Here is a 20,877-nt window from a genome sequence, read left to right on the forward strand (position 1 = left end):
AAGAAAAGGAACAAATAATTTTATAGAATTAAAATACTGGCAAGCCCTAAGAAGGATAAGAAACCGACAATATCAGTAACGGTCGTTAAAATCACCGAGGCTGAGAGGGCGGGGTCAATATTCATACGTTTTAGCATTAGCGGAATGGCAATCCCCGAAGAGTTTGCCGCCGTCATATTAATAGCGATGGCACAGCCAATGACCATACTAATCTTAATATCGTGGAACCAAATTTGTGCTATACCCGCCATAATTAACGCCCAAATAACGCCATTAATAGCGCCGACCCACAGCTCTTTATTGAACAGCCACCAACGGTTAGACCCCCCGATTTGACCCATCGCCAAGCCGCGAATCACTACGGTTAAGGTTTGACTGCCTGCAATACCACCCATACTCGCCACGACCGGCATCAAGACAGCTAGCGCCACGACTTTCGATAATACGGCTTCAAACTGACCAATCACCGCAGCGGCCAATAAAGCCGTACCAAGGTTAATTCCTAACCAAATACTGCGGCTTTTCGCACTGGTTAAAATCGGCGCAAATAATTCTTCGTCATCGCTAACCCCCGCCAAATGCTTCATCGTACTGTCGACATCGTCTTGGATGATTTCCATGATGTCTTCGCCGTTAAGCTGACCGACCAACTCGCCATGCTCATTGATAATTGGGGCATAGCGAATATCTTCCGAGCGAAAGATAGAGGCAGCGTCTTGGATATCCATCCGGTCGTTAATCGTTACCGCTGGATCGATTAGCTCCGAGACTTTAGTATCTTGTGGGTGCTTAATCAAATCGACTAAGCTGAGCAGCCCTAGCAGCTGCTGGCTTTGATCCACGACTAGCAACTCTTGGCTCTGGTCATCGAGCAGGTCGTCATCGAGGCGCAACCAAGCTTGCACTTCTGCCAAGGTAATATCGTCATGAATCTGGATGATATCCGGATCCATATAGCTGCCGACTTCCCAATCTTCATAAGTATTCAGTTGATTAACCTGAATCCGCACGTCTTCATCGAGCGTCGCCATGACATTGGCACGGACGCGCTCAGAGACCGCATCTAGAATCTCTGAAATATCCTGCGCATCCAGGTCTTGCGCTAATACTGAAATCTCTTGTGAGGATATATTGCGCATCAACGGTTGGCGAATATCTTCTTCGACTTCTGCCAGTACTTCCCCTTTAAGGTCGACTGGGACTTGCGCCCAAATGCGTTGGCGGTCATCACTAGGGAAGGACTGGAGCAAGTTCGCAATTTCGTACTGCGACTGTTCTGCCAAAAACGCTGCAATACCCTCGGTTGAGCGCTCCGCTACTAACGTCTGTAGCGTAATAAGTTTGTCTTCCGCGTTATAAGTCGGCGCGTTGAGAGTAGGTTGAGACGGGGTTTGAGCAGTAGTCATCGCTGAGTAGTCCAGGGCGTAATGGGCGGATAGTAACGAATCAATGACACAGTGACGATATAATGATGATGCAACACAATGACAGGGTGACGAGCGGTAAATGAGGGTAGGTATAGCCTAAGGTAATAGGGTTTTTATTAAGTTTTTAACTTTATCTATAAGATATTAAGGCTTAATGATTTAAATTAGCCATATTTAAGCCAAAACCTTCCCTAAAGTGCTAGGTTAAAAAGTACAGGTTTATACTCAGTCTTTAGGGAAAGGCTTACTTTGGGAAAAGTCCGCAGTTCACAATCGCAAACTGCAATCATAAACCGCAATTATGAATAATAATATAAAAGCTTATTTTTTACCCTTTAGCATCGCGCGAATATTGGCCAAGTATTCATCCGCGACTTTTTGTGGATCTTTTTGCGATTGTTTCTTTTTAGCTTTGGCCGGCCAATCGAGATGCTCCTCGGGCAACTCTTCCAAAAAGCGGCTTTCGGTAGTCGGGCGCATCTGTCCACCACCCCGGCGTTGAGCGGCTAAGGTCAAGGTCAGCTCTTTACGAGCGCGAGTAATCCCTACGTACATGAGGCGGCGCTCTTCTTCCACCGACTCTTCCATAATAGAGTTACGATGCGGCAGCAGCTCTTCCTCTAACCCCATGATATAGACGTTATTAAACTCAAGACCCTTGGCAGCGTGTAAGGTCATAAGGTTGACCTTGTTGGTATTCTCTTCTTCCTGCTGCTGCTCAAGCATATCGAGCAATATCAACTTGCGAATGACCGCATCAATGGTACGGTCTTCGTCGTCTTCGGCACGGTTGATAAGCGACTGGATACTGGTATACAGCATCTCGATATTATCAATACGGTTTTTCTCTTGCTGCGGGGTTTTCGCCTCACTTCTCACCACATCGATATAGCCGGTTTCATCGACCATCTGGCGCACGATAGGAATAGGGTCCGGCTCTTGGTCGAGCTCACGGGTGTAGTGCTCGATAAAGTCACCAAACTCTTTCAACGTACCATGCGCTTTGCTTGGCAAAGTATGGATTAGCCCGCCGTGAGTACAAGCCGCTAGTAGCGAGATATTGTGCTCTTGCGCAAACAAGCCTAGTTTCTCCAGGGTCGCTGGGCCCATACCTCGTTTTGGTGTATTGATAATACGCAAAAAGGCACTGTCATCTTCAGGGTTCAGAATTAGCCGTAGGTAGCCCATGATGTCTTTGATTTCACTGCGCGCAAAGAACGACTGACCGCCAGAGAGCTTATAGGGCACCTGCAGTTGACGCAGTTGCGCCTCCAACATACGCGCCTGAAAGTTACTGCGATATAGAACCGCGTAATCTTCCCACTCATTGCCATAGCGCAGTTTATGAGTGACGATTTCTTTCGCCACGCGCTCAGACTCATCGTCATCGTTACGGCAATTAATAATCCGAATCTTTTCGCCTTCACCTTTATCCGACCACAGCGCTTTTTCGAATAAATGCTCATTATTACGAATAACGGTGTTGGCAGCATTTAAGATACGGCTGGTTGAGCGGTAATTTTGCTCGAGTTTAACCACTTTTAGCTTAGGATAATCTTCTTTTAGCAACGCCATATTTTCAGGTTTAGCACCGCGCCAAGCATAGATGGATTGGTCATCATCGCCAACCACAGTAAAGCGACCTTGCACGCCAACGACCAGTTTAATGAGCTCGTACTGGGCAGTGTTGGTATCCTGATACTCATCGACCAATAGATAGCGAATGCGGTTTTGCCACTTATCACGCAGCTGCGGACTATCGCGCAAAATCTTGGCGGGCAAGACAATCAGGTCATCAAAGTCGACGGCGTTATAAGCGCGCAAATTACGCTCATAGAGGGCATAAAGCGTCGCAAAAATCATGTCTTCGGGATCTTCTAAAGTCTCCATCGCTTTATCAGGATCGATAAGATCGTTTTTCCAATCCGAGATAAATTTAATGGCTTTACCGACTAGCTCGCGGCTCTCAGCACCGGATAGGTTATCGCGCATCATCAGCTCCATCAGCAGGCGTTTGCTGTCGTCGGAGTCCATGATGGAGAAGTTGCCTTTAAGCGGGGTATGCAACAGCTCATAGCGTAAAAACTGCAGGCCAAATTGGTGAAACGTTGAAACCGTCAGGCCACGCGTCTTTTCACTCGGCAGCAATTTGCTAACCCGAGCTTTCATCTCACGCGCCGCCTTATTGGTAAAGGTCATGGCGGTAATGCGCTCAGCCGGTACATCGCATTGCTCAATCAGATAAGCAATCTTTTGGGTAATCACGGAAGTCTTGCCTGAGCCGGCGCCTGCCAATACGAGAAGGGGACCCGATACGTAGGTCATGGCTTCTTGTTGTTTGGGGTTAAGTTGGCTCATGAGATACCTTAATAGTAAGAACTGTAAATAAAAAAACTTGGCTTATTATAGTGGGTGAGGGGCAAATAACAACCGCAACTATAGAGATAAAAGTAACAAAAGGACACGGCCAATGAGAAAGGTTTTGACTGTCGGGTAAGCGAAGTTTTCAAATAAAACCTTACAAAAAGTAAGGATATTTATTATAATCACTACTGACAGTAAGGATATATCAATAAATTGCCAACGATAGGCAATATTGGCCTTAACTTGTCAGCCTAAATCGAGACACAAAGCGTGCCTTTATACCTCAAGCCTTGTCCATGAGAGGGCAGGGCAAAGACTCCATAGTGATGAATTAAGGATTTTACGATGAAACGCCACGCATTATTAATGCTGCTGCGACTGCTTGTACTATGACTTTGGCCACTTCTGCTATAGCGGCCCCTGCTGGGTCATGGACCGTAGGCGTTGGTGCAGGCTATGTGATGCCAGCCGATGACAATGGCTCTTTAGTCAACGATACTTTAAAAGTTGATCTCGATTCTGATACCCGTCCTACTTTAACGGGCGAATACTTTTTTGCGGACAATATCGGCGTAGAAGTACTGGCTGCGCTACCGTTTCATCATGATATGACGCTAACTGATGCGGCTGGTAACGTCATCAAAGCTAAAACTCAGCATCTGCCTCCTACTGTCTCTTTGCAATATCATTTTGATAATGTGAATCCTATGGTTAAGCCATTCGTCGGTGTGGGTGTGAACTATACGACTTTCTTTAAAGAAAGCATTTATCTGAATGAAGCTAGCTTAAAAGTGAAAGATAGCGTTGGCGTAGCTGGTCATATCGGTGTGGACTTCCCAATCGCCGCTCGTGATGCTGTGCGTGTTGATGCCCGCTATATCAATATCGAACCAGATGTTGAGTTAAATGGCAAAGATATCGGTACTGTGGATATTAATCCTTGGGTATTTGGCGTGTCTTATATTAAGAGCTTTTAGACTTATCAAAAGCTTCTAGATTTACTAAGAGTTTGAGCAACTAAATACAGCCCAGTTTTACTATTAAGAAGCCAGCACTTGCTGGCTTTTTTTATGGTTAGAATAAAAAGACAGTATGGCTATTTTTTGCTAGCGATTAGAGACGGTAGATATAGTTTTTATGAATAACTAGCTTATAAATTTGGATTTTTGCTAAGCCGATTGTAAAAGTGATAGGATTATTTTGATGGCAAGAATAGTCCTGATTAAAGCAAAAATCGTCGCCCCAACATAGGTCAGGACAGCGATTTCACAATCATTCTCTAACTATTTTAATTGCTTATAGAGCGTTTAATTGACGTGCAGCTTCTAAAGCAAAGTAGGTCAAGATACCGTCAGCACCTGCACGGCGGAAGCCCATTAACGACTCCAAAATGACCGCATCGGTGAGCCAGCCATTTTGGATAGCGGCCATATGCATTGCGTATTCACCCGAGACTTGGTACGCGTAAGTAGGGACACCAAAAGTATTTTTGACTTCGCGAATCAGGTCTAAATACGGCTGACCGGGCTTGATCATCACCATATCAGCACCTTCTTGAATATCCATTGCCACTTCGTGCAACGCTTCAGCACGGTTACCGAAATCCATTTGGTACTGTTTCTTATGGCCGCCTTTTAGGTTGCCAGCACTGCCTACCGCATCACGGAAAGGACCGTAATAAGCAGAGGCGTACTTAGCGGAATAAGCCATGATTGCAGTATTCACAAAGCCTTCAGTCTCTAACGCTTCACGCATAGCCAAGATACGGCCATCCATCATGTCACTCGGCGAGATGATATCGGCACCAGCACGCGCGTGAGCCAAGCACTGCTCTACTAAGATATCGACGGTATCATCATTGATGACATAGCCGGTATCGTCTAATACGCCGTCTTGACCATGCGAAGTATACGGATCCAGCGCCACATCGGTCATTACGACCATTTCAGGTATCGCATCTTTGACCGCAGCAACCGCTCGGCAAGCTAGGCCATCGGCATCATAAGCGGCTTTGCCATCTGGCGTCTTTAAACTGGCATCGAGTACGGGGAAGATATCAATCGTGGTCACGCCCTCAGCGAGTAATGCCTTTGAGTGCTCGATTAATAAATCTATAGATAATCGCTCAACCCCCGGCATACTAGCGACTGCTTGGCGCTCATTAGTGCCTTCGATGACGAAAACTGGTGCAATCAAATGCTTAGGATGAAGCTCGACCTCGCGTACCATCGCCCGGATATTATCGTTAAAACGTAATCGACGCAGACGGGTATAAGGGTAAGCACGATTAAAAGTATAAGTCATAGTGTAAGTCCTATTTGACAAGTAAACCTTACCGCAATGGGCCTGCCAATCAACGTTAAAGTATAGAGTAACGTTAGAGTAGACCCAGAGGGTAAAAATAGCGCTGCAATAAGCCTCTAGCAAAGCTAGAAACCCTCACAGGCAGATAAAATTAAAATACGTCAGCGGCCCAAAGCCATAAAAACGTTGGTAAGTTTGGGATTATTTGTGTCTAAGCAGTTAGTAGCATTATGTGTTGCGCGACCAATAAAAAATCGCATTATGATAAAATTGCGCCTGCTGCTATTACACACCTATTGTGCTATCTATAGCGATTTAACTTATTGTCAATCAAGCTATTAGAACCGAAGGATACCTACATGACAAAGCAAGCCCCTGCTGCTACTACAATAGCTGAAAACCTTGTGAGCACCGCTACTACTGAGTCACAAGAGACGCTCACACAGCATGACGAGCATACGGACCAAGTCAGCGCAACGGCTGTTAACACTATGCAGAGTGGTGACCCTGATCTTGAGCTGATGGATAAAACACAGCGTGTGCCTATCGAAGTGGCGGGCGCGCAATTGGTCGCTGCTTTTAACAAGACCCCTTATCTGACTTTTAATCAGATGGAAATGCGGTTTGAAGACGATACCATCCGCTGTTATCTAGACGCGAGACGCGAGCTGGTCGGCAATACGCATTTCAATATCCTACATGGGGGTGTCGCCGCCACAATGCTAGACAGTATTGCTGGTATTGTTGCTATGTTAGAGCTGTATCGTCGTGATCAAGGTACTTTAAGCGAGCAACATAAAAAAATGGCGCGACTAGCTACCGTAGATTTACGGGTAGACTATCTGGCACCAGGACGCGGCCAGCAATATATCGCTAGTGCCGAAGTCATTCGTATGGGCCGTAAAGGCTGCACTATGCGGATGGAAATGGTGAATGACGAAGGCAAAAGTATAGCTATGGGTATTGCTACCTTTGCTTATTAAGCGGACGATTATAACCAAAAAATATTATAGCTACCGTTGTTGAAAAGTAGAGCAGTCTGATAGATCAGAAATAAGCCTAAAGCCATAAAAAATCCCGCTACCAAGTTTGCTTGATAGCGGGATTTGTCTTTTACGGTCAGCGTCTTTACTCAGTAGCGAGTTAAGGCTGGGCTACCGCAGGACGATCAGCGACTGGGATTTGCTCAACCGGCACATCATCAGCGTAGATACCTACCGCTGCATCAGCGTTACCATCGTTATTTAAATCGACCACTTGCGTCGGTTTAAAGCCGGTAACTGTGACAGGTTCTTCTTGGGTAATCGCTACCGCTTCTGGCTGGCTAGCCACTCGAGCAGAGCTGGCTGCTGCGACAGCACTAGCCGCTTTAGCTTTAGCAGTACGCGCAGGAACATTCACGATATCGACCAAGTTACTGTGCTGCGATACTGGGATAACCGTACCTTCAACTAGGTTAGCACCGCCACCAAGCACTTGATAAAGCTCAACCTGACTGACCACTTTTGCCAGCTCTAAGTCCAAGATATTCTGCTGAGCAGTGAACATTGAGCGTTGGGCATCGAGTACGTCTAAGTAGTTAGACAGACCCGCTTTAAAGCGCGCTTCGGCAATGACATAGGTCTGCTTAAAGTTATCTTGTAGCTTGTACTGTGAGGCCAATTGTTGGTCTAAAGTTGCGCGATTAGCCAATACGTCAGACACTTCTTTAAAGGCGGTCTGGATAGACTTTTCATAGCGATTGAGCGATTGTTCTTGCTCAATTTTTGCGACTTCATAGTTGGCATCCAGCTGGCCAGCGTCAAAGATAGGCACGCTGACAGAGGGGCCAAATGACCAGCCTACCGCGCCACTTTTGAACAGACCGTCAAGATCACCGCTAGAGACACCCACACGACCTGCTAAGCTGATAGAAGGGAAGTAGTTGGCACGGGCCACATCGATATTGGCACCCGCAGCTTTTAGGGCATATTCCGCTTGTAAGATGTCTGGACGATAGCGCAACAACTCACTAGGTAGACCGGCATTAAACGCACTTTGAATATTGGTGATATTCGATACTGCAGACTGCGGAATCAATTGCTGCGGTACCGGAGCACCTAGTAAGAACTGCAACGCATTCATCGCCGTATCGATACTCTTTTGCGCGCGGAATACGGCAAGTTTTGCATTCTCTAGCGAAGCATCGGCTTGTAAGTAAGGCAGTTTAGGGTCGATACCCGCCTCAAAGCGTTTTTGTGCAATAAATAGCGACTCTTCACGGCTTTTTACTGTGGCTTCGGCCAATTGCAACTGCGCCTTGGCATAGCTTAGATTGGCATAGCTTTGCGCGATATTACTAATCAAGCTAATCTGCGCTGAGTCTTTCGCCGCTGAGGTGGACAGATAGTTTTGTAGCGCTTGTTCTTTGAGGCTAGAAATCTTACCCCAAAAGTCCAATTCGTAGTTTGCCATACCCAAGCTGACGCTATAGCCACCACGAGAGTTCTTATCGACACCATTACTAGCAGAGCGCTCATAACCGGCGCTACCATTAGCGGTAGGCAAGTCCTGAATATCGCTGATTTGATACTGCGCCCGGGCCTTTTTAATTGCCAGTGCGGCACTTTCTAAGTCTTTGTTATTCTTCAGACCAATAGCAATCAATGACTTAAGCTGCGGGTCGCTATAGTAGTCCTGCCAGCGTGCAGCAGCAATACTGGGCGCTTGCGCTGAGCTGATAGTATTGCCATCGCGGGTCAGATAAGCCCCTTCGATAGGCACATTAGGCTGCGCTAATACTGGCTGCGTGTCTAGCTTTGGAATAGTTTGGCAGGCAGCCATACTGAGTGTCAGTGCGGATAAAGCTAAAACTCTGCCCCCATAGCGCTGCATAGTCTGACGGCTCAGTACTTTGCCCGCAGGCAAAATACGAGCAAAGGTCAGGGTAGGAAGCGGCTTGGCAAATTTAAAACTAAAACTCATTGTGTGTTATCTCCGAAGCTAACAGGATGCTGCCCTGCAGGGGGTACTGTATAAGTCTGATCTATGGTATCACCTTTTACTAAAGGGCCTCCATCAGAATCGCTTGGACCACCCTTATCGTTACCATTCTTAATAGGGAACATACTGCGGACCCAAACATAGAACATAGGGATAAAGAAAATACCTAGGAAGGTCGCGCTGACAACACCACCGAGTACGCTAGTACCGATAGCGTTTTGGCTACCAGAGCCTGCACCTGTGGCCATAAATAGCGGCACAACACCAATACCAAACGCTAGCGAGGTCATGATAATCGGACGCAGACGTTGCCGCGCAGCCAACATGACCGACTCTTTAAGACTGTAGCCTTCCTCTTGGTGTTCCTTCGCAAATTCGATAATCAAAATTGCGTTTTTGGCGGACAGACCTACGACGGTCAGGAGGCCAACCTGCAAATAAACGTCATTTGAGAAGCCTCGTAACATCGTAAAGATAGCCGCACCAATTACCCCTAGTGGGATAACCAGTAGCACTGAGAAGGGGATAGACCAACTTTCGTATAGGGCTGCTAGACATAAGAAGACGACTAGGATAGATAGCGCGTACAACATCGGCGCTTGTGCCCCAGATTTTTGCTCCTCAAGCGACATACCCGTCCACTCGTAAGTAATGCCTTCTGGCAACTTATCAATCATCGCACTCATAGCATTCATAGCCTCACCAGTACTTAGACCAGGAGCCGCACTACCTTGAACGTTCATTGACGGTAAGCTGTTATAACGCGTTAAGCGCGGTGAACCTGACTGCCATTCGCTACTTGAGAAAGCATCGAAAGAAATCATGTCGCCGATATTGTTACGCACATACCATTTGCCAATATCACTCGGATTGGTACGGCTCTCAGGAGTACCCTGGACGAAGACGCGTTTAATACGGCCACGGTCGACGAAGTCATTGACGTAAGACGACCCCCAAGCGGTTGAGATGACGCCATTAATAGCAGAGATAGGCAAACCATAAGCTGCGGCCTGTTCTTGATTAATATTCACTTTTAGCTGCGGAGCATCTTCCTGACCGTTTGGACGTACTCCGGCCACTTGCTCATTTTGCGCCGCCATACCTAACAACTGGTTACGCGCCTCCAAGAGGCCATCGTGACCGACGTTACCGGCATCCTGCAACATTAAATCGAAACCACTAGCATTACCGAGTTCCGTAATAGCAGGGGGGACGATAGCGAAGACTTGCGCTTCATTAAGCTGAGTAAAGAAGTATCCCATAGCACGACCGGCGACGGCCTGCGCGGTATTTTCTTCACCAGGACGGTTGTCCCAATCGGTCAAACGCACGAACGCTAGACCCATATTCTGCCCTTGACCGGCAAAACTAAAACCAGCGACGGTAAAGACAGAGGCAATATTATCAGGCTCTTGAGACTCGTAATAGTTACTGACTTTGTCCAATACGGCTTGGGTCTCATCTAGAGTGGCCCCAGCTGGTAGCTGGACTAAGGTAAACATAATCCCTTGGTCTTCTTCGGGTAAGAACGAGCTAGGAATACGTAAGAAAATCGCTGCCATAATGCCGATAATCGCAGCATACGCCAACAGATATAACCATTTAAAACGAATACTATTACCGACAAAGCGCTCGTAAGATAAGCTTAAACGGGTAAAGGTACGGTTAAACCAACCAAAGAAGCCTTTTTGCTCAGTGGTTTTATCATGGCTTTTGCTACGCTTCATGAGCGTGACACAAAGGGCTGGAGTAAAGATCAAAGCGACGAGCGCTGACAGCACCATACTGGTAATTAGCGTAATGGCAAACTGACGATAAATAACCCCAGTAGAGCCACCGAAGAAGGCCATCGGTACGAATACCGCTGATAGAATCAGCGCGATACCAATAACGATTTTACTAATCTCACCCATCGATTGGGTGACCGCATCTTTAATAGAAATAGTTTGGTTTTCTTCCAGTATTCGTTCCACGTTTTCTACTACGACGATGGCATCATCGACGAGCAGACCAATGGACAGTACTAGCGCAAACATGGTCAATACGTTGACACTGAAGCCGGCGAGATAGAGCACGGCAAAAGTACCGAGCAATACCACAGGTACCGCTAGGGTTGGAATAATCGTAGCACGCCAGTTCTGTAAGAAGATAAACATGACGATGAAGACCAAAACAATGGCTTCGATTAGCGTATGGATAACTTGCTCAATAGACAGCTTCACGAAAGGAGTAGTGTCATATGGAACGACTGAGACTAAACCTTTGGGAAAGTTTTTCTCCAGTTGGCTCATACGCTCACCCACGAGCTCGCGGGTGTCTAGGGCATTAGAGCCTGGCGCTAGAGAGATCCCTAAACCGGCAGCTTCTTGACCATTATACAGCGAGATAACGCTGTAGTTTTCACTACCAATCTCAACATCAGCGACGTCGCCTAAGCGCACTTGGGCACCGGCACCGTCCGTTTTTAACAGAATATTTTTAAATTCTTCTGGTGTTTTTAGATAGCTTTGTAGCGTGACCGTCGCGTTGATAACTTGCTGATCAGTCGCCGCTGGGGCCTGACCGAGCTGACCGGCTGAGACCTGTGCGTTTTGCGCACGGATAGACTCAACGACGTCGCTTGGCATCATATTAAAGCTGCGCAGACGCTCTGGATCTAACCAGATACGCATGGCATAAGACGAACCAAAGACCTGCACATCACCCACGCCTTCGACACGGCTAAGCTGGTCGACGACATTAGAGTTGATGTAATCGGCGATATCGGCCCGATCCATGCTGCCATCTTCTGAGATAAAGGCTTGTACCATCAAAAAGCTACTAGAAGCCTTATTGACGTTAACACCCTGACGCTGCACTTCTTGTGGCAGCGAGCTCATGGCAGCCTGCAATTTATTCTGTACTTGTACTTGCGCGGTATCGCCATCGGTACCGTTTTCAAAGGTCAAGGTGACCGAAGCGCCACCGTTTGACGAGCTCGAAGACGACATATACATCAGGCCATCAAGGCCTTTCATGCGCTGCTCAATAATCTGCACGACCGAGTTTTCGACGGTCTGAGCGTTGGCACCTGGGTAGCTGGCACTAACCGTAATGGTTGGTGGTGCAATGCGCGGATACTGCTCAACCGGTAGGTTGATCACCGAGATGATCCCTATCAGCATGACCAGGATAGCGAGTACCCAAGCAAAAATAGGGCGATCGATAAAAAAACGTGACATAGTAAATCCCTAAGTCCTGCTATTTCTGTTGGGTTAGTTAGACGCTGCGGCTGGTTTTTTTGAGTCAGCAGCAGGCTTATCAGCGGCTTGCTGTGGCGTCTTAGGAGCTGCGCCACTTTGAGCGGGTTTAGCCCCTTGAGCCGATGCACCGCCGCCAGCAGGCGCTTGCCCGCCTGCGCCAGCACCTTCAGTCGCTGGTAATGGCTTGGCCACGACTTCTTGATCTGGTTTGACTTTAGAGCCGCCAATAATGACCACTTTTTCGTCTACTTTTAACCCATCGGTAATGATCCAGTTGCCGTTATAAGTGCCATTGACGGTCACAGGACGCACTTGAATCTTATTGTTCGCATCGACGATATAAACTTGCGTCTCACCTTTTGGCGTACGCGTAATAGCACTTTGTGGCAACAGAACCGCATTGCTGATGAGACTTTGCGTCAAGCGCGCAGTCACATACATGCCCGGTAAGAGCAAGCTGCTATTGTTAGGGAAGAGCGCGCGTAAGGTGACGGCTCCTGTTGACTCATCAACCTTGGCTTCAGCCAGTGCTAGCTCACCGCGAGCCGGATACGTTGAGCCATCTTCTAAGACCAGCTCCACAGAATTACCACCGGCTTGGGCCTTGCCGCTAGCCAACTGTTGACGCAGTTTTAGCAGCTCAGAGGACGACTGGCTGATATCGACATAGATAGGGCTCAGCTGTGAAATCGTCACTAGTGGCGTCGCTTGACCGGCGCTCACTAAAGCCCCTGCAGTAACTGCAGAGCGATCGGTACGGCCACTGATAGGCGCACGTACGATAGTGCGGCTCAAATCCAATTGGCTAGCATTTAAGCCAGATTGCGCAGCAGTAATATTAGCTTTTGCGCTTTCGATACCGGCTTGCGATTGGGCGATAGACGCTTGTGCGCTCTGTACCGCAGCTTGGGCCGTGCGATAAGCCGTTTGTGCTTGGTCATATTGCTGAGCAGAAATAGCATTGATTTCTACCAAGCCTTTAAGACGGCTCAAATCCGATTGTGCTTGCGCTAACGTCGCTTGGCGGCTGTTTAATTCTGCCACAGCGTTGTTATAGTTGGCTTGCGCAGTGATTAAGCTGGCTTTTGCTTGCTCAACGGTCGCTTTGCCGCCTTCAATCGACGAGTTATAGTTGTCGGTATTGATACGGTATAAAGGCTGGCCTTTTTTGACTTCAGAGCCTTCACGGAATAGGACTTCGTCAATGATGCCATTCACCTGAGGGCGGACATCAGCCGTCTGATAAGCGGTGGTACGACCAGAGAAAGTCTGAACCTGAGGCACCGTCTGAAAAGTCACAGGCATGACATTGACGACGGCAGGGGGCATTTGCTGGGCAGCTGCGGCGTCTGCTGACTCATCTTTCTTATCACAGCCGGTGAGTAGCACTCCGGATCCAAATAAGGTAGCTGCGATCATAAGCGCAAGATAACGGTGATTCATTCAAGTCCTCGGCGATTTAAGTAATTAATTTGCTCATACTTTGTCAATAAGCCAGCTGAGTGCCAACTAGCGCTGCGTATGATTTAAATGGCTAAAATAAAGCGTCGTAGGTAACGGCATGGTGACCACTACGGATGATGCCTAACGGGTTACGAGCAGTTTAAAAGTAAATATTGTCAGTTTGTTAAATGCTATCAGTTTGCTAAATGCTGGGTTGGTGCTAAATACGGTAGTACTGGGTTGTCTGGGCATCTTAATCTAGGCGTCTCTATCTAAACGTCGCAATCCCAAACTCAATCTCAGCATCCTATAGCGTCCTCTTTAATAAAGGCGCTTCTATAGGGTTAACGGCTTTTTTATATAAATAACTGGATTGATAGCAGGTCTTCTATAAAGGGATAACAACGTTCTATAAAAATCACGCTTGCGAATGCTATAGGGTCTTATTTAACCTAAGGCTTATATACAGTAGGGTTAGGGTCGCAAATGTACCCTAAAAACCGTTACAAAAGCAGTCTTATTAGCAAGGTTAGCGATGCATAAGGTCCACAAACAGCTGGGCATTATAAACTATGGGGTATACCCTACAGTCAAGCAACAAATAACCCTTTGTGATGACATTGCGTAACTTTGGCTAGAAATATTCATAGATTAACGCGAGCGTGTAGGCAGAATTTACCATTATTTTGCTTAATAATAAAATAGTAAAGGAAAGAATGCTTTATAAGACAAACTTATGCAAGTTTAAGAGATATTAATCATTAATGCGCCAATAGGCTTGTTAATAATAGTAAGAATAAGGGGGCTAGCAATCTTATTTTTAGTGCTTCTAATCAAGCTGATTATCTAGACTAATTAAGGTCGGTAAAGCTAGAAAAATGCTAGGAGGCTATTAACGAATTGAAGACTAAGGAGAATAGGGGTGGGTTCAGGCTACAGGCGTGAAGCCAATTAGTAAAAGCCAATTCGTAAATCGTAATTGAGAAATAAGAATTAAGAAATAAGTTGGCCTTCTATTAGACCAACTTATTGTGACAGTAATTTTTTATTTTGATGAAGGTTCTAAGCTAGCTATATCTTAAGCTAACCGTGCTCTAAACTAAACGGGCACTGGCCAATTGGGTTAATTGATATAGCCCTTCGCGATAATGGTTGTCCGGCAATTTGGCTAAGGCGTCTTGTGCCAGTTTGGTCTCATCCAACGCCCGCTGACGGCAATAATCTAGCGCACCTGAGCTGTGTACTAGGGCGATAATTTCTTCAGCAGCATCCACCTTACCCGTTTGCACAGCCACACGCAGCTTATCAAAACTGGCTGCATCGCTATGCTTTAATAAGGCTAAGGCTTTAATAGTAGGTAGAGTAGGTTTGCCTTCGGCCAAATCGTCGCCTAAGTTTTTGCCCATGGTTTCACTATCACCGCTATAGTCGAGCACATCATCGATAATCTGAAACGCGTTACCAAAATGCTGGCCAAAGTCGGCTAGGGCAGGCAAGTACTCGGTTTTATCACGTAGGATAGCTGCACCCTGAGTCGCCATCATAAATAAGCGTGAGGTTTTGCCATCAATGATACGCATGTAGTCGTCTTCAGTGGCTTGCGGGTTATGTTGATGCTGTAGCTGCAACACTTCACCCTCAGCAATATCGCAGGTGCCATCTGAGAACAGCTTAAGTAACGGTAAGCTGCCAAAACCGACCAATAGGTTAAAGGCGCGGGCAATAAGGTAATCGCCAACCAATACTGCCGTGGCATTATTCCAAGTGGCATTGGCTGTAGGTTTACCGCGGCGCATACCCGACTCATCGATCACGTCATCGTGGACTAAGGTGGCGGTATGCAGCATTTCTGTGATAGCGGCCAGATGCATAGCCGCTTCAGAAGGGCTGTCCTCTAGCATCCGCGAGCATAATAAGGTAATCAATGGGCGCATACGTTTGCCACCAGCATTGATGACATGCTGTGAGACATTCATCACCAGCTTTACTTTAGAGTTTAAGCTACCAAATACTTGCTCGTCCATGATGGCAAAGTCATCAGCGACGATAGCTTGGATATCGGCATAAGAAATTGGGGTAGAAAGTATTGAGGTCATGGAAGGCTACTGTATTGTTTTAGAGGACATTATAGGGGCAAGGTACCTTGCCTAGGTAACTCTTAATAATGTGCTTATTCATAAGGGGCTAATAACTAATAATAAGGTACTAAATAGCATAAATGCTGTATGGCTAAGCATTATTTAGCAATTTAGCCTGCTATCGTTAATCAGCAAGCATCATACCAATATATAGAGTAGGCAGAAAGATGCAGGTTACTGAATGGCAACTGAGCTAATAGTTAAGCTCATCAACTGGCTAATAAACTGGCTCACCAATAGCACGCCCTGCATTCATTAGCAGCCATGCCATTATAGCTAGCAGGGATTTTGACAATAAATAAGCAAGATAACAAGTATAAAAGCTTAGCAAGGTGATTTTAGCCGCAGTTCAGCATCAGCTTTGTCACTATGCTATGAGTGCATAACAGAGATAGGACTAATAGCCTAGTTAATAAGAGAATAGATAGGCAAAGGGTTGGAAAATCGCTACAATAATCCCGCTAAGCCAATTAACCTTAGTCTTAAGCTATTAATAATTACCACTAGGTCCATTGTGATAGTTTTTGATGGATAATTAGGCCAGCAGTCCGCGTATTCTCTACTTGCAATTTAGCAGAGAATAACGTAAAATTTTGCCTTTAATTTTTCCCTGTCGTGTTCGTCGTAGAAGCGTTGTCATTATGGCAGCCACGGCACACGGGTTAAACGGAGTCTGACAATGTACGCAGTAATCAAAAGTGGTGGTAAGCAACACCGTGTAAGCACTGACGAGCTACTTAAAGTAGAATTACTAAAAGTAGAGAAAGGCGAGACGATTAAAATTGAAGACGTTTTAATGGTTGTCGATGGCGATAACGTTAAAATCGGTCAGCCTATTGTTGATGGCGCCAGTGTAGAAGCTGAAGTCGTTGATCATGGCCGTGGCGAAAAAATTCGCATCGTTAAGCACAAGCGTCGTAAGCATTATCATAAAGAGCAAGGTCACCGCCAGTGGTACACCTTGTTAAGAATCAAAGCCATTAATGCTTAATTAGGCATAATGTTGCGAGAAGTCTGATAAGGTAGGCTTAGTGTTTACCTTTATCATCAAGACCCCCGCAATAGAATTTGATTCAATATCTATATCGCAATAGCAGTCGCAATCGCGATAAATTAACAAGGAGATTTTCTCATGGCACATAAAAAAGCCGCAGGTTCAAGCCGTAACGGTCGTGATTCAAACCCAAAAATGCTTGGTGTTAAGATTTTTGGCGGCCAAGATGTAGTCGCTGGTAACATCATCGTTCGTCAACGTGGTACTGAATTCCACGCTGGCGCTGGTGTTGGTATGGGTCGTGACCATACTTTATTCGCTCTAAACGACGGTACTGTTAAGTTTGCTACTAAAGGTAAATTTAACCGTCGCTACGTTATGGTAGAGAGCGCATAAGCGTAAGTTAGCACACAGCTGCTAACGCATTAACGGCTGTTCTGTCAGTCACTGTTGCGTTGTAAAACCAGTAGTGCGATAGCCGTTAATATAGACCCCATTGTCCCTCGGGCAGTGGGGTTTTTTATTAGCTGTTTTTTGGGTTAGGAATCTACCAAAGACTCAATTTATTCGCCTAGGGTTTAGGGGCACTAAAGGTAATTTTAGCGGCTATTTAACTTATGAGAAAGGTGATGAGAAAGACGGTAAGCCCGAGGTTAGGAAAGGGTATTGGCTAGACACAGTAATTAGCCTTAACGGCGCGTTGACTACTGCCCGTTACGCAATAAATGCCACGTTACAAGCCAGTATTGACCCAGTAGGGTTCATTGCAATTATCGACTAGGCAGGTAATAAAAAAACTGTCACACTGTTTTCAACGTTGATAGAGGGGCTATATAAACAGGTCTCTAGACTAAACCTCTAGAATAAGTTTCTAGAACAAGTTTCTAGAATAACTCTCTATCATAAACAGTAAAGCTATAAACTAAAAAATTGAAAATTTGTAATTCGATAAAATAAGAGGAATTTATATGAAAGGTTTATCTATTAAGAAAGGTATGATTCGCAGCGCTTTAATCGGTACTCTGGTCACTTCGATGAGCGTCGCTGTACCTATGGTAGCTATGACGCAAACCGCTTCCGCAAAAGCTGCAGACAATCTAACCGCTGCTAAACGTTTAAATAAGCTGTTAACCAATACCAAAAGCATGAGTGCTAACTTTAGCCAAACCACCAAAGGCGCGAGCTCAGGTCAATTAAGCTCAGGCAACGGTACTTTTTCAGGCACCATGAGTGTTCAGCGTCCTAATAACTTTCGTTGGGAAACTAAATCACCTTCAGAGCAGCTAATCGTCGCTAATGGCAGCTCGCTTTGGATTTATGACAAAGACCTTGAGCAAGCCACTAAGCAAAATGTAGACAGCCAAGTGGGCAATACCCCAGCGCTACTATTATCGGGTGATCCGAGTAAGATTGATAAAAACTTCAAAATTACTCAGCCATATGATAATAAAAACTACTATGTGCTGTATCCAAAATCAGACAACGCTAGCTTCAAAAGCTTATCAATGAGCTTTAGTGGCGGCAAACCGGTAATGATGGTATTGAATGATTCGCTAGGCCAAACGACGTCTATTAAGTTTAGCAACATCAAATTGAACCCAACTATTAATGCCAGCCAGTTTAAATTCAGCCCACCAAAAGGTGTGGATATCATTAATCAATAGGTCTTGAATCAATAAGTCTGGATAGCTATTGCTAACCTGACTACTAGACCACCACTGCAAAGTTATAACGAATGCCCTAGCAGGTTCTACGTAAACATAGCAGATGTGCACCAGCAAAAGCCTGAGCTTAGTCTCAGGTTTTTTGTATTTAAAGGGTATCAAAAAAAGGTAAATTTACTGATAAGGGTATAAAATACCGCGATAAATTTAATACCAGTTATCCAGCCAGTTATCAAAGTTTTGTGTGCTAGGGCAGCCCAGATAGTGACCGGCTAATTCAGTTAAAAACTGGCATTTAAGCGGCAAAATGCGTATAGTAGTCAGTCAATTTATGCCAGTTATCACTCCGATTATTTTAGCCTACTAGCAGACCCTCACAATGTGCGAGTAACTACTCGACAACAGTGAGCATAATCTCCCTGTAAGAGACCTATTACGCTAAAATAGCGTATTCTTATAGCGAGCTAGAAACGGTATTAATTGGGAAGAGAAGATGACCAGCGCTATTGTCGGCGACCACCCTGCTAGTTTTCTATCTAGTAGCGATACCTTTGGCTCTGACAGTTATTTATTAGTACGCCTATATTCTTTTATTCTAATTATGACCGCATAAGGCAGCAGCGAGTCGGCAATGTCATTGCTGATAGTTTGCTATTATGATATCGACGACGCTTAACTGGTATTGACTATTCCTTGCACCGTGAGAGACACCCAAAGCTTGGGTGAGGAGCACATATCGATATGTCTGCCTTTAATTGGTCAGCGCTTGCTTTTTTATTAGCCGCCGTCGCTTTAGTTGTCTTTATGCTTACGGTGCCTCGCTTATTAGGCGGGCGCTCTCAAGGTTTAGAAAAAGAAGAAGTTTTTGAATCGGGTGTGGTCGGAGCGGGCACAGCCCGAGTTCGCATGTCTGCCAAATTCTACTTGGTAGCGATTTTCTTCGTCATTTTCGACCTTGAAGCCCTATACCTTTATGCTTATGCCGTCTCCGTCCGTGAGACCGGTTGGGCCGGCTTTATCGTCGCCACCGTCTTTGTCGTGGATTTATTAATAGGGCTGTATTACGCCTTAAGTCTGGGGGCCTTAGACTGGGCGCCTGTCGACAAGCTCCGCAAAAAAGCCCGTCTAACCGCAGCCCCTGCTGGGTTTAACCTCGCTGACATTACCAAATTCGATGGTATTGATGAGCTCCGCGTGGACCCTACCGGTAAAGTTCCTGCCCAATCTTCTGGTCAAATCAACGTCTCTAATGACATTGAGGCCAACCGCAAACATCTAAGAAATATCGATCATATCAATACCACCGGTCATGTGACTTCGGTGGATTTTGCGAGTGCGCCTGTGGCACCCAAAGTGGATCGTAGCAAACGCGACCCAGCTTAATGTTATAGGCAGCTGTTATTGCTGCAATGATTCGATGATAAGCGGCGGGTATGGCTCGTCACTTATTCAGAGCTCAGCTCTGCACTCAACTTAAAGGTAGCCTGTCATGAAATATACGTTGACCAAAGCAAACCCAGATGCCGAAGCTTATCCTGCGCAGACCCGCCAGACGGTAAACGACCCAATCGAAGACGAAGTCAATAAAAACGTCTTTATGGGCAAGCTAGAAGATATGGTGCATGCTTCAGCCAACTGGGGTCGCAAGCATTCCTTATGGCCTTTTAACTTTGGTACCTCGTGCTGTTATGTCGAATATGCGACCACGCTGACAGCTGTGCACGATTTATCCCGTTTTGGGGCAGAAGTTATTCGTGCTTCGCCGCGTCAGGCCGACGTCATGATTGTAGCGGGTACTTGCTTTATTAAAATGGCCCCGGTGATTCAGCGTCTATACGAGCAAATGCTTGAGCCAAAATGGGTAATCTCTATGGGCTCATGTGCCAACTCAGGCGGCATGTATGACATCTATTCGGTCGTACAGGGTGTCGATAAAATCATTCCTGTTGACGTTTACGTGCCAGGTTGCCCACCACGCCCAGAAGCGCTGATTCAAGGGTTAATGCTACTACAAGAATCTATAACCAAAGAGCGTCGTCCTTTGGGTATTCATGTGAATGACCAAGGTATTTATCAGCCACAAATGTTGCCTGAGCGTGATCGCAAACAAGCGGATCGTATCGCAGTGAAAAACCTACGCAGCCCAGACAGCATCTAAGCTCAGATAGCATCTAAGCATAGTAACAATATAGCTTATGTCTAGCGGCTGACTTTATAGCGCTCTGGTAGCAGGGTAGAAGCTCAAAGCTAAGCTCGAAGCATTGTAGCTGTCTTGACAGCAGATATTGAGTAAGGATTGCGGCGCTCTTTGGCGTCGTA

Annotated in this window: 14 protein-coding genes; 7 read left to right on the forward strand and 7 right to left on the reverse strand. The window is 46.1% G+C overall.

Features of this window, described 5'->3' with window-relative positions; translation table 11 throughout:
- Window positions 1-20: 20 nt before the first annotated feature.
- The gene (gene mgtE, locus ACZ2XM_RS00115) at window positions 21-1,406 is read right to left on the reverse strand and encodes a magnesium transporter (RefSeq protein ID WP_490588176.1); all 1,386 of its coding nucleotides are present in this window, start codon (window positions 1,404-1,406) and stop codon (window positions 21-23) included.
- A gap of 342 nt (window positions 1,407-1,748) precedes the next feature.
- Window positions 1,749-3,785 carry a UvrD-helicase domain-containing protein gene (locus tag ACZ2XM_RS00120; RefSeq protein ID WP_490588175.1) on the reverse strand — a complete coding sequence of 679 codons (2,037 nt, stop codon included), beginning with the start codon at window positions 3,783-3,785 and terminating at the stop codon, window positions 1,749-1,751.
- A gap of 395 nt (window positions 3,786-4,180) precedes the next feature.
- Here ACZ2XM_RS00120 and ACZ2XM_RS00125 point away from each other — a divergent pair, with 395 nt between their 5' ends.
- Window positions 4,181-4,768 (forward strand): OmpW/AlkL family protein, encoded by a 588-nt coding sequence (locus tag ACZ2XM_RS00125; RefSeq protein ID WP_490588174.1) that lies wholly within the window; start codon window positions 4,181-4,183, stop codon window positions 4,766-4,768.
- 319 nt (window positions 4,769-5,087) lie between these two features.
- Here ACZ2XM_RS00125 and hemB read toward each other — a convergent pair whose 3' ends face one another.
- On the reverse strand, window positions 5,088-6,095 hold the full coding sequence (hemB, locus tag ACZ2XM_RS00130; RefSeq protein ID WP_490588173.1) for a porphobilinogen synthase: 1,008 nt from the start codon (window positions 6,093-6,095) through the stop codon (window positions 5,088-5,090).
- 491 nt (window positions 6,096-6,586) lie between these two features.
- Between hemB and ACZ2XM_RS00135 the strand changes: the two genes are divergently transcribed.
- The gene (locus ACZ2XM_RS00135) at window positions 6,587-7,078 is read left to right on the forward strand and encodes a thioesterase family protein (protein ID WP_490588209.1); all 492 of its coding nucleotides are present in this window, start codon (window positions 6,587-6,589) and stop codon (window positions 7,076-7,078) included.
- A gap of 160 nt (window positions 7,079-7,238) precedes the next feature.
- Here ACZ2XM_RS00135 and ACZ2XM_RS00140 read toward each other — a convergent pair whose 3' ends face one another.
- From ACZ2XM_RS00140 to ACZ2XM_RS00155, 4 genes are all read right to left on the reverse strand, one after another.
- Window positions 7,239-9,059, reverse strand: coding sequence for an efflux transporter outer membrane subunit (locus ACZ2XM_RS00140; RefSeq protein ID WP_490588172.1), 1,821 nt, complete (start codon window positions 9,057-9,059; stop codon window positions 7,239-7,241).
- Entirely contained in the window at window positions 9,056-12,298 is a 3,243-nt protein-coding gene (locus ACZ2XM_RS00145; protein WP_490588171.1) for an efflux RND transporter permease subunit, read from the reverse strand. Before ACZ2XM_RS00145 ends, ACZ2XM_RS00140 begins: the two co-directional genes overlap by 4 nt.
- Before the next feature lie 33 nt (window positions 12,299-12,331).
- Complete coding sequence (locus ACZ2XM_RS00150) at window positions 12,332-13,762, reverse strand: efflux RND transporter periplasmic adaptor subunit (protein WP_490588170.1); 1,431 nt, start codon at window positions 13,760-13,762, stop codon at window positions 12,332-12,334.
- Between the two features lie 1,094 nt (window positions 13,763-14,856).
- On the reverse strand, window positions 14,857-15,858 hold the full coding sequence (locus ACZ2XM_RS00155) for a polyprenyl synthetase family protein (RefSeq protein WP_490588169.1): 1,002 nt from the start codon (window positions 15,856-15,858) through the stop codon (window positions 14,857-14,859).
- 721 nt (window positions 15,859-16,579) lie between these two features.
- Here ACZ2XM_RS00155 and rplU point away from each other — a divergent pair.
- The 5 genes from rplU to ACZ2XM_RS00180 all read left to right on the forward strand — a co-directional run bounded on the left by rplU (window position 16,580) and on the right by ACZ2XM_RS00180 (window position 20,716).
- Window positions 16,580-16,891, forward strand: a complete 312-nt coding sequence (gene rplU / locus ACZ2XM_RS00160) for a 50S ribosomal protein L21 (RefSeq protein ID WP_490588168.1) — start codon at window positions 16,580-16,582, stop codon at window positions 16,889-16,891.
- Between the two features lie 141 nt (window positions 16,892-17,032).
- Window positions 17,033-17,290: a 50S ribosomal protein L27 gene (gene rpmA / locus ACZ2XM_RS00165; RefSeq protein ID WP_490588167.1), complete on the forward strand. Its 258-nt coding sequence runs from the start codon at window positions 17,033-17,035 to the stop codon at window positions 17,288-17,290.
- Between the two features lie 572 nt (window positions 17,291-17,862).
- The gene (gene lolA, locus ACZ2XM_RS00170) at window positions 17,863-18,558 is read left to right on the forward strand and encodes an outer membrane lipoprotein periplasmic chaperone LolA (RefSeq protein WP_490588166.1); all 696 of its coding nucleotides are present in this window, start codon (window positions 17,863-17,865) and stop codon (window positions 18,556-18,558) included.
- A gap of 741 nt (window positions 18,559-19,299) precedes the next feature.
- Window positions 19,300-19,941 (forward strand): NADH-quinone oxidoreductase subunit A, encoded by a 642-nt coding sequence (ndhC, locus tag ACZ2XM_RS00175; protein WP_490588165.1) that lies wholly within the window; start codon window positions 19,300-19,302, stop codon window positions 19,939-19,941.
- Window positions 19,942-20,047: 106 nt separating this feature from the next.
- Complete coding sequence (locus ACZ2XM_RS00180; protein ID WP_490588164.1) at window positions 20,048-20,716, forward strand: NuoB/complex I 20 kDa subunit family protein; 669 nt, start codon at window positions 20,048-20,050, stop codon at window positions 20,714-20,716.
- Window positions 20,717-20,877 lie beyond the last annotated feature (161 nt).

Source organism: Psychrobacter sp. CoH-33_TS_01, from assembly GCF_058189395.1.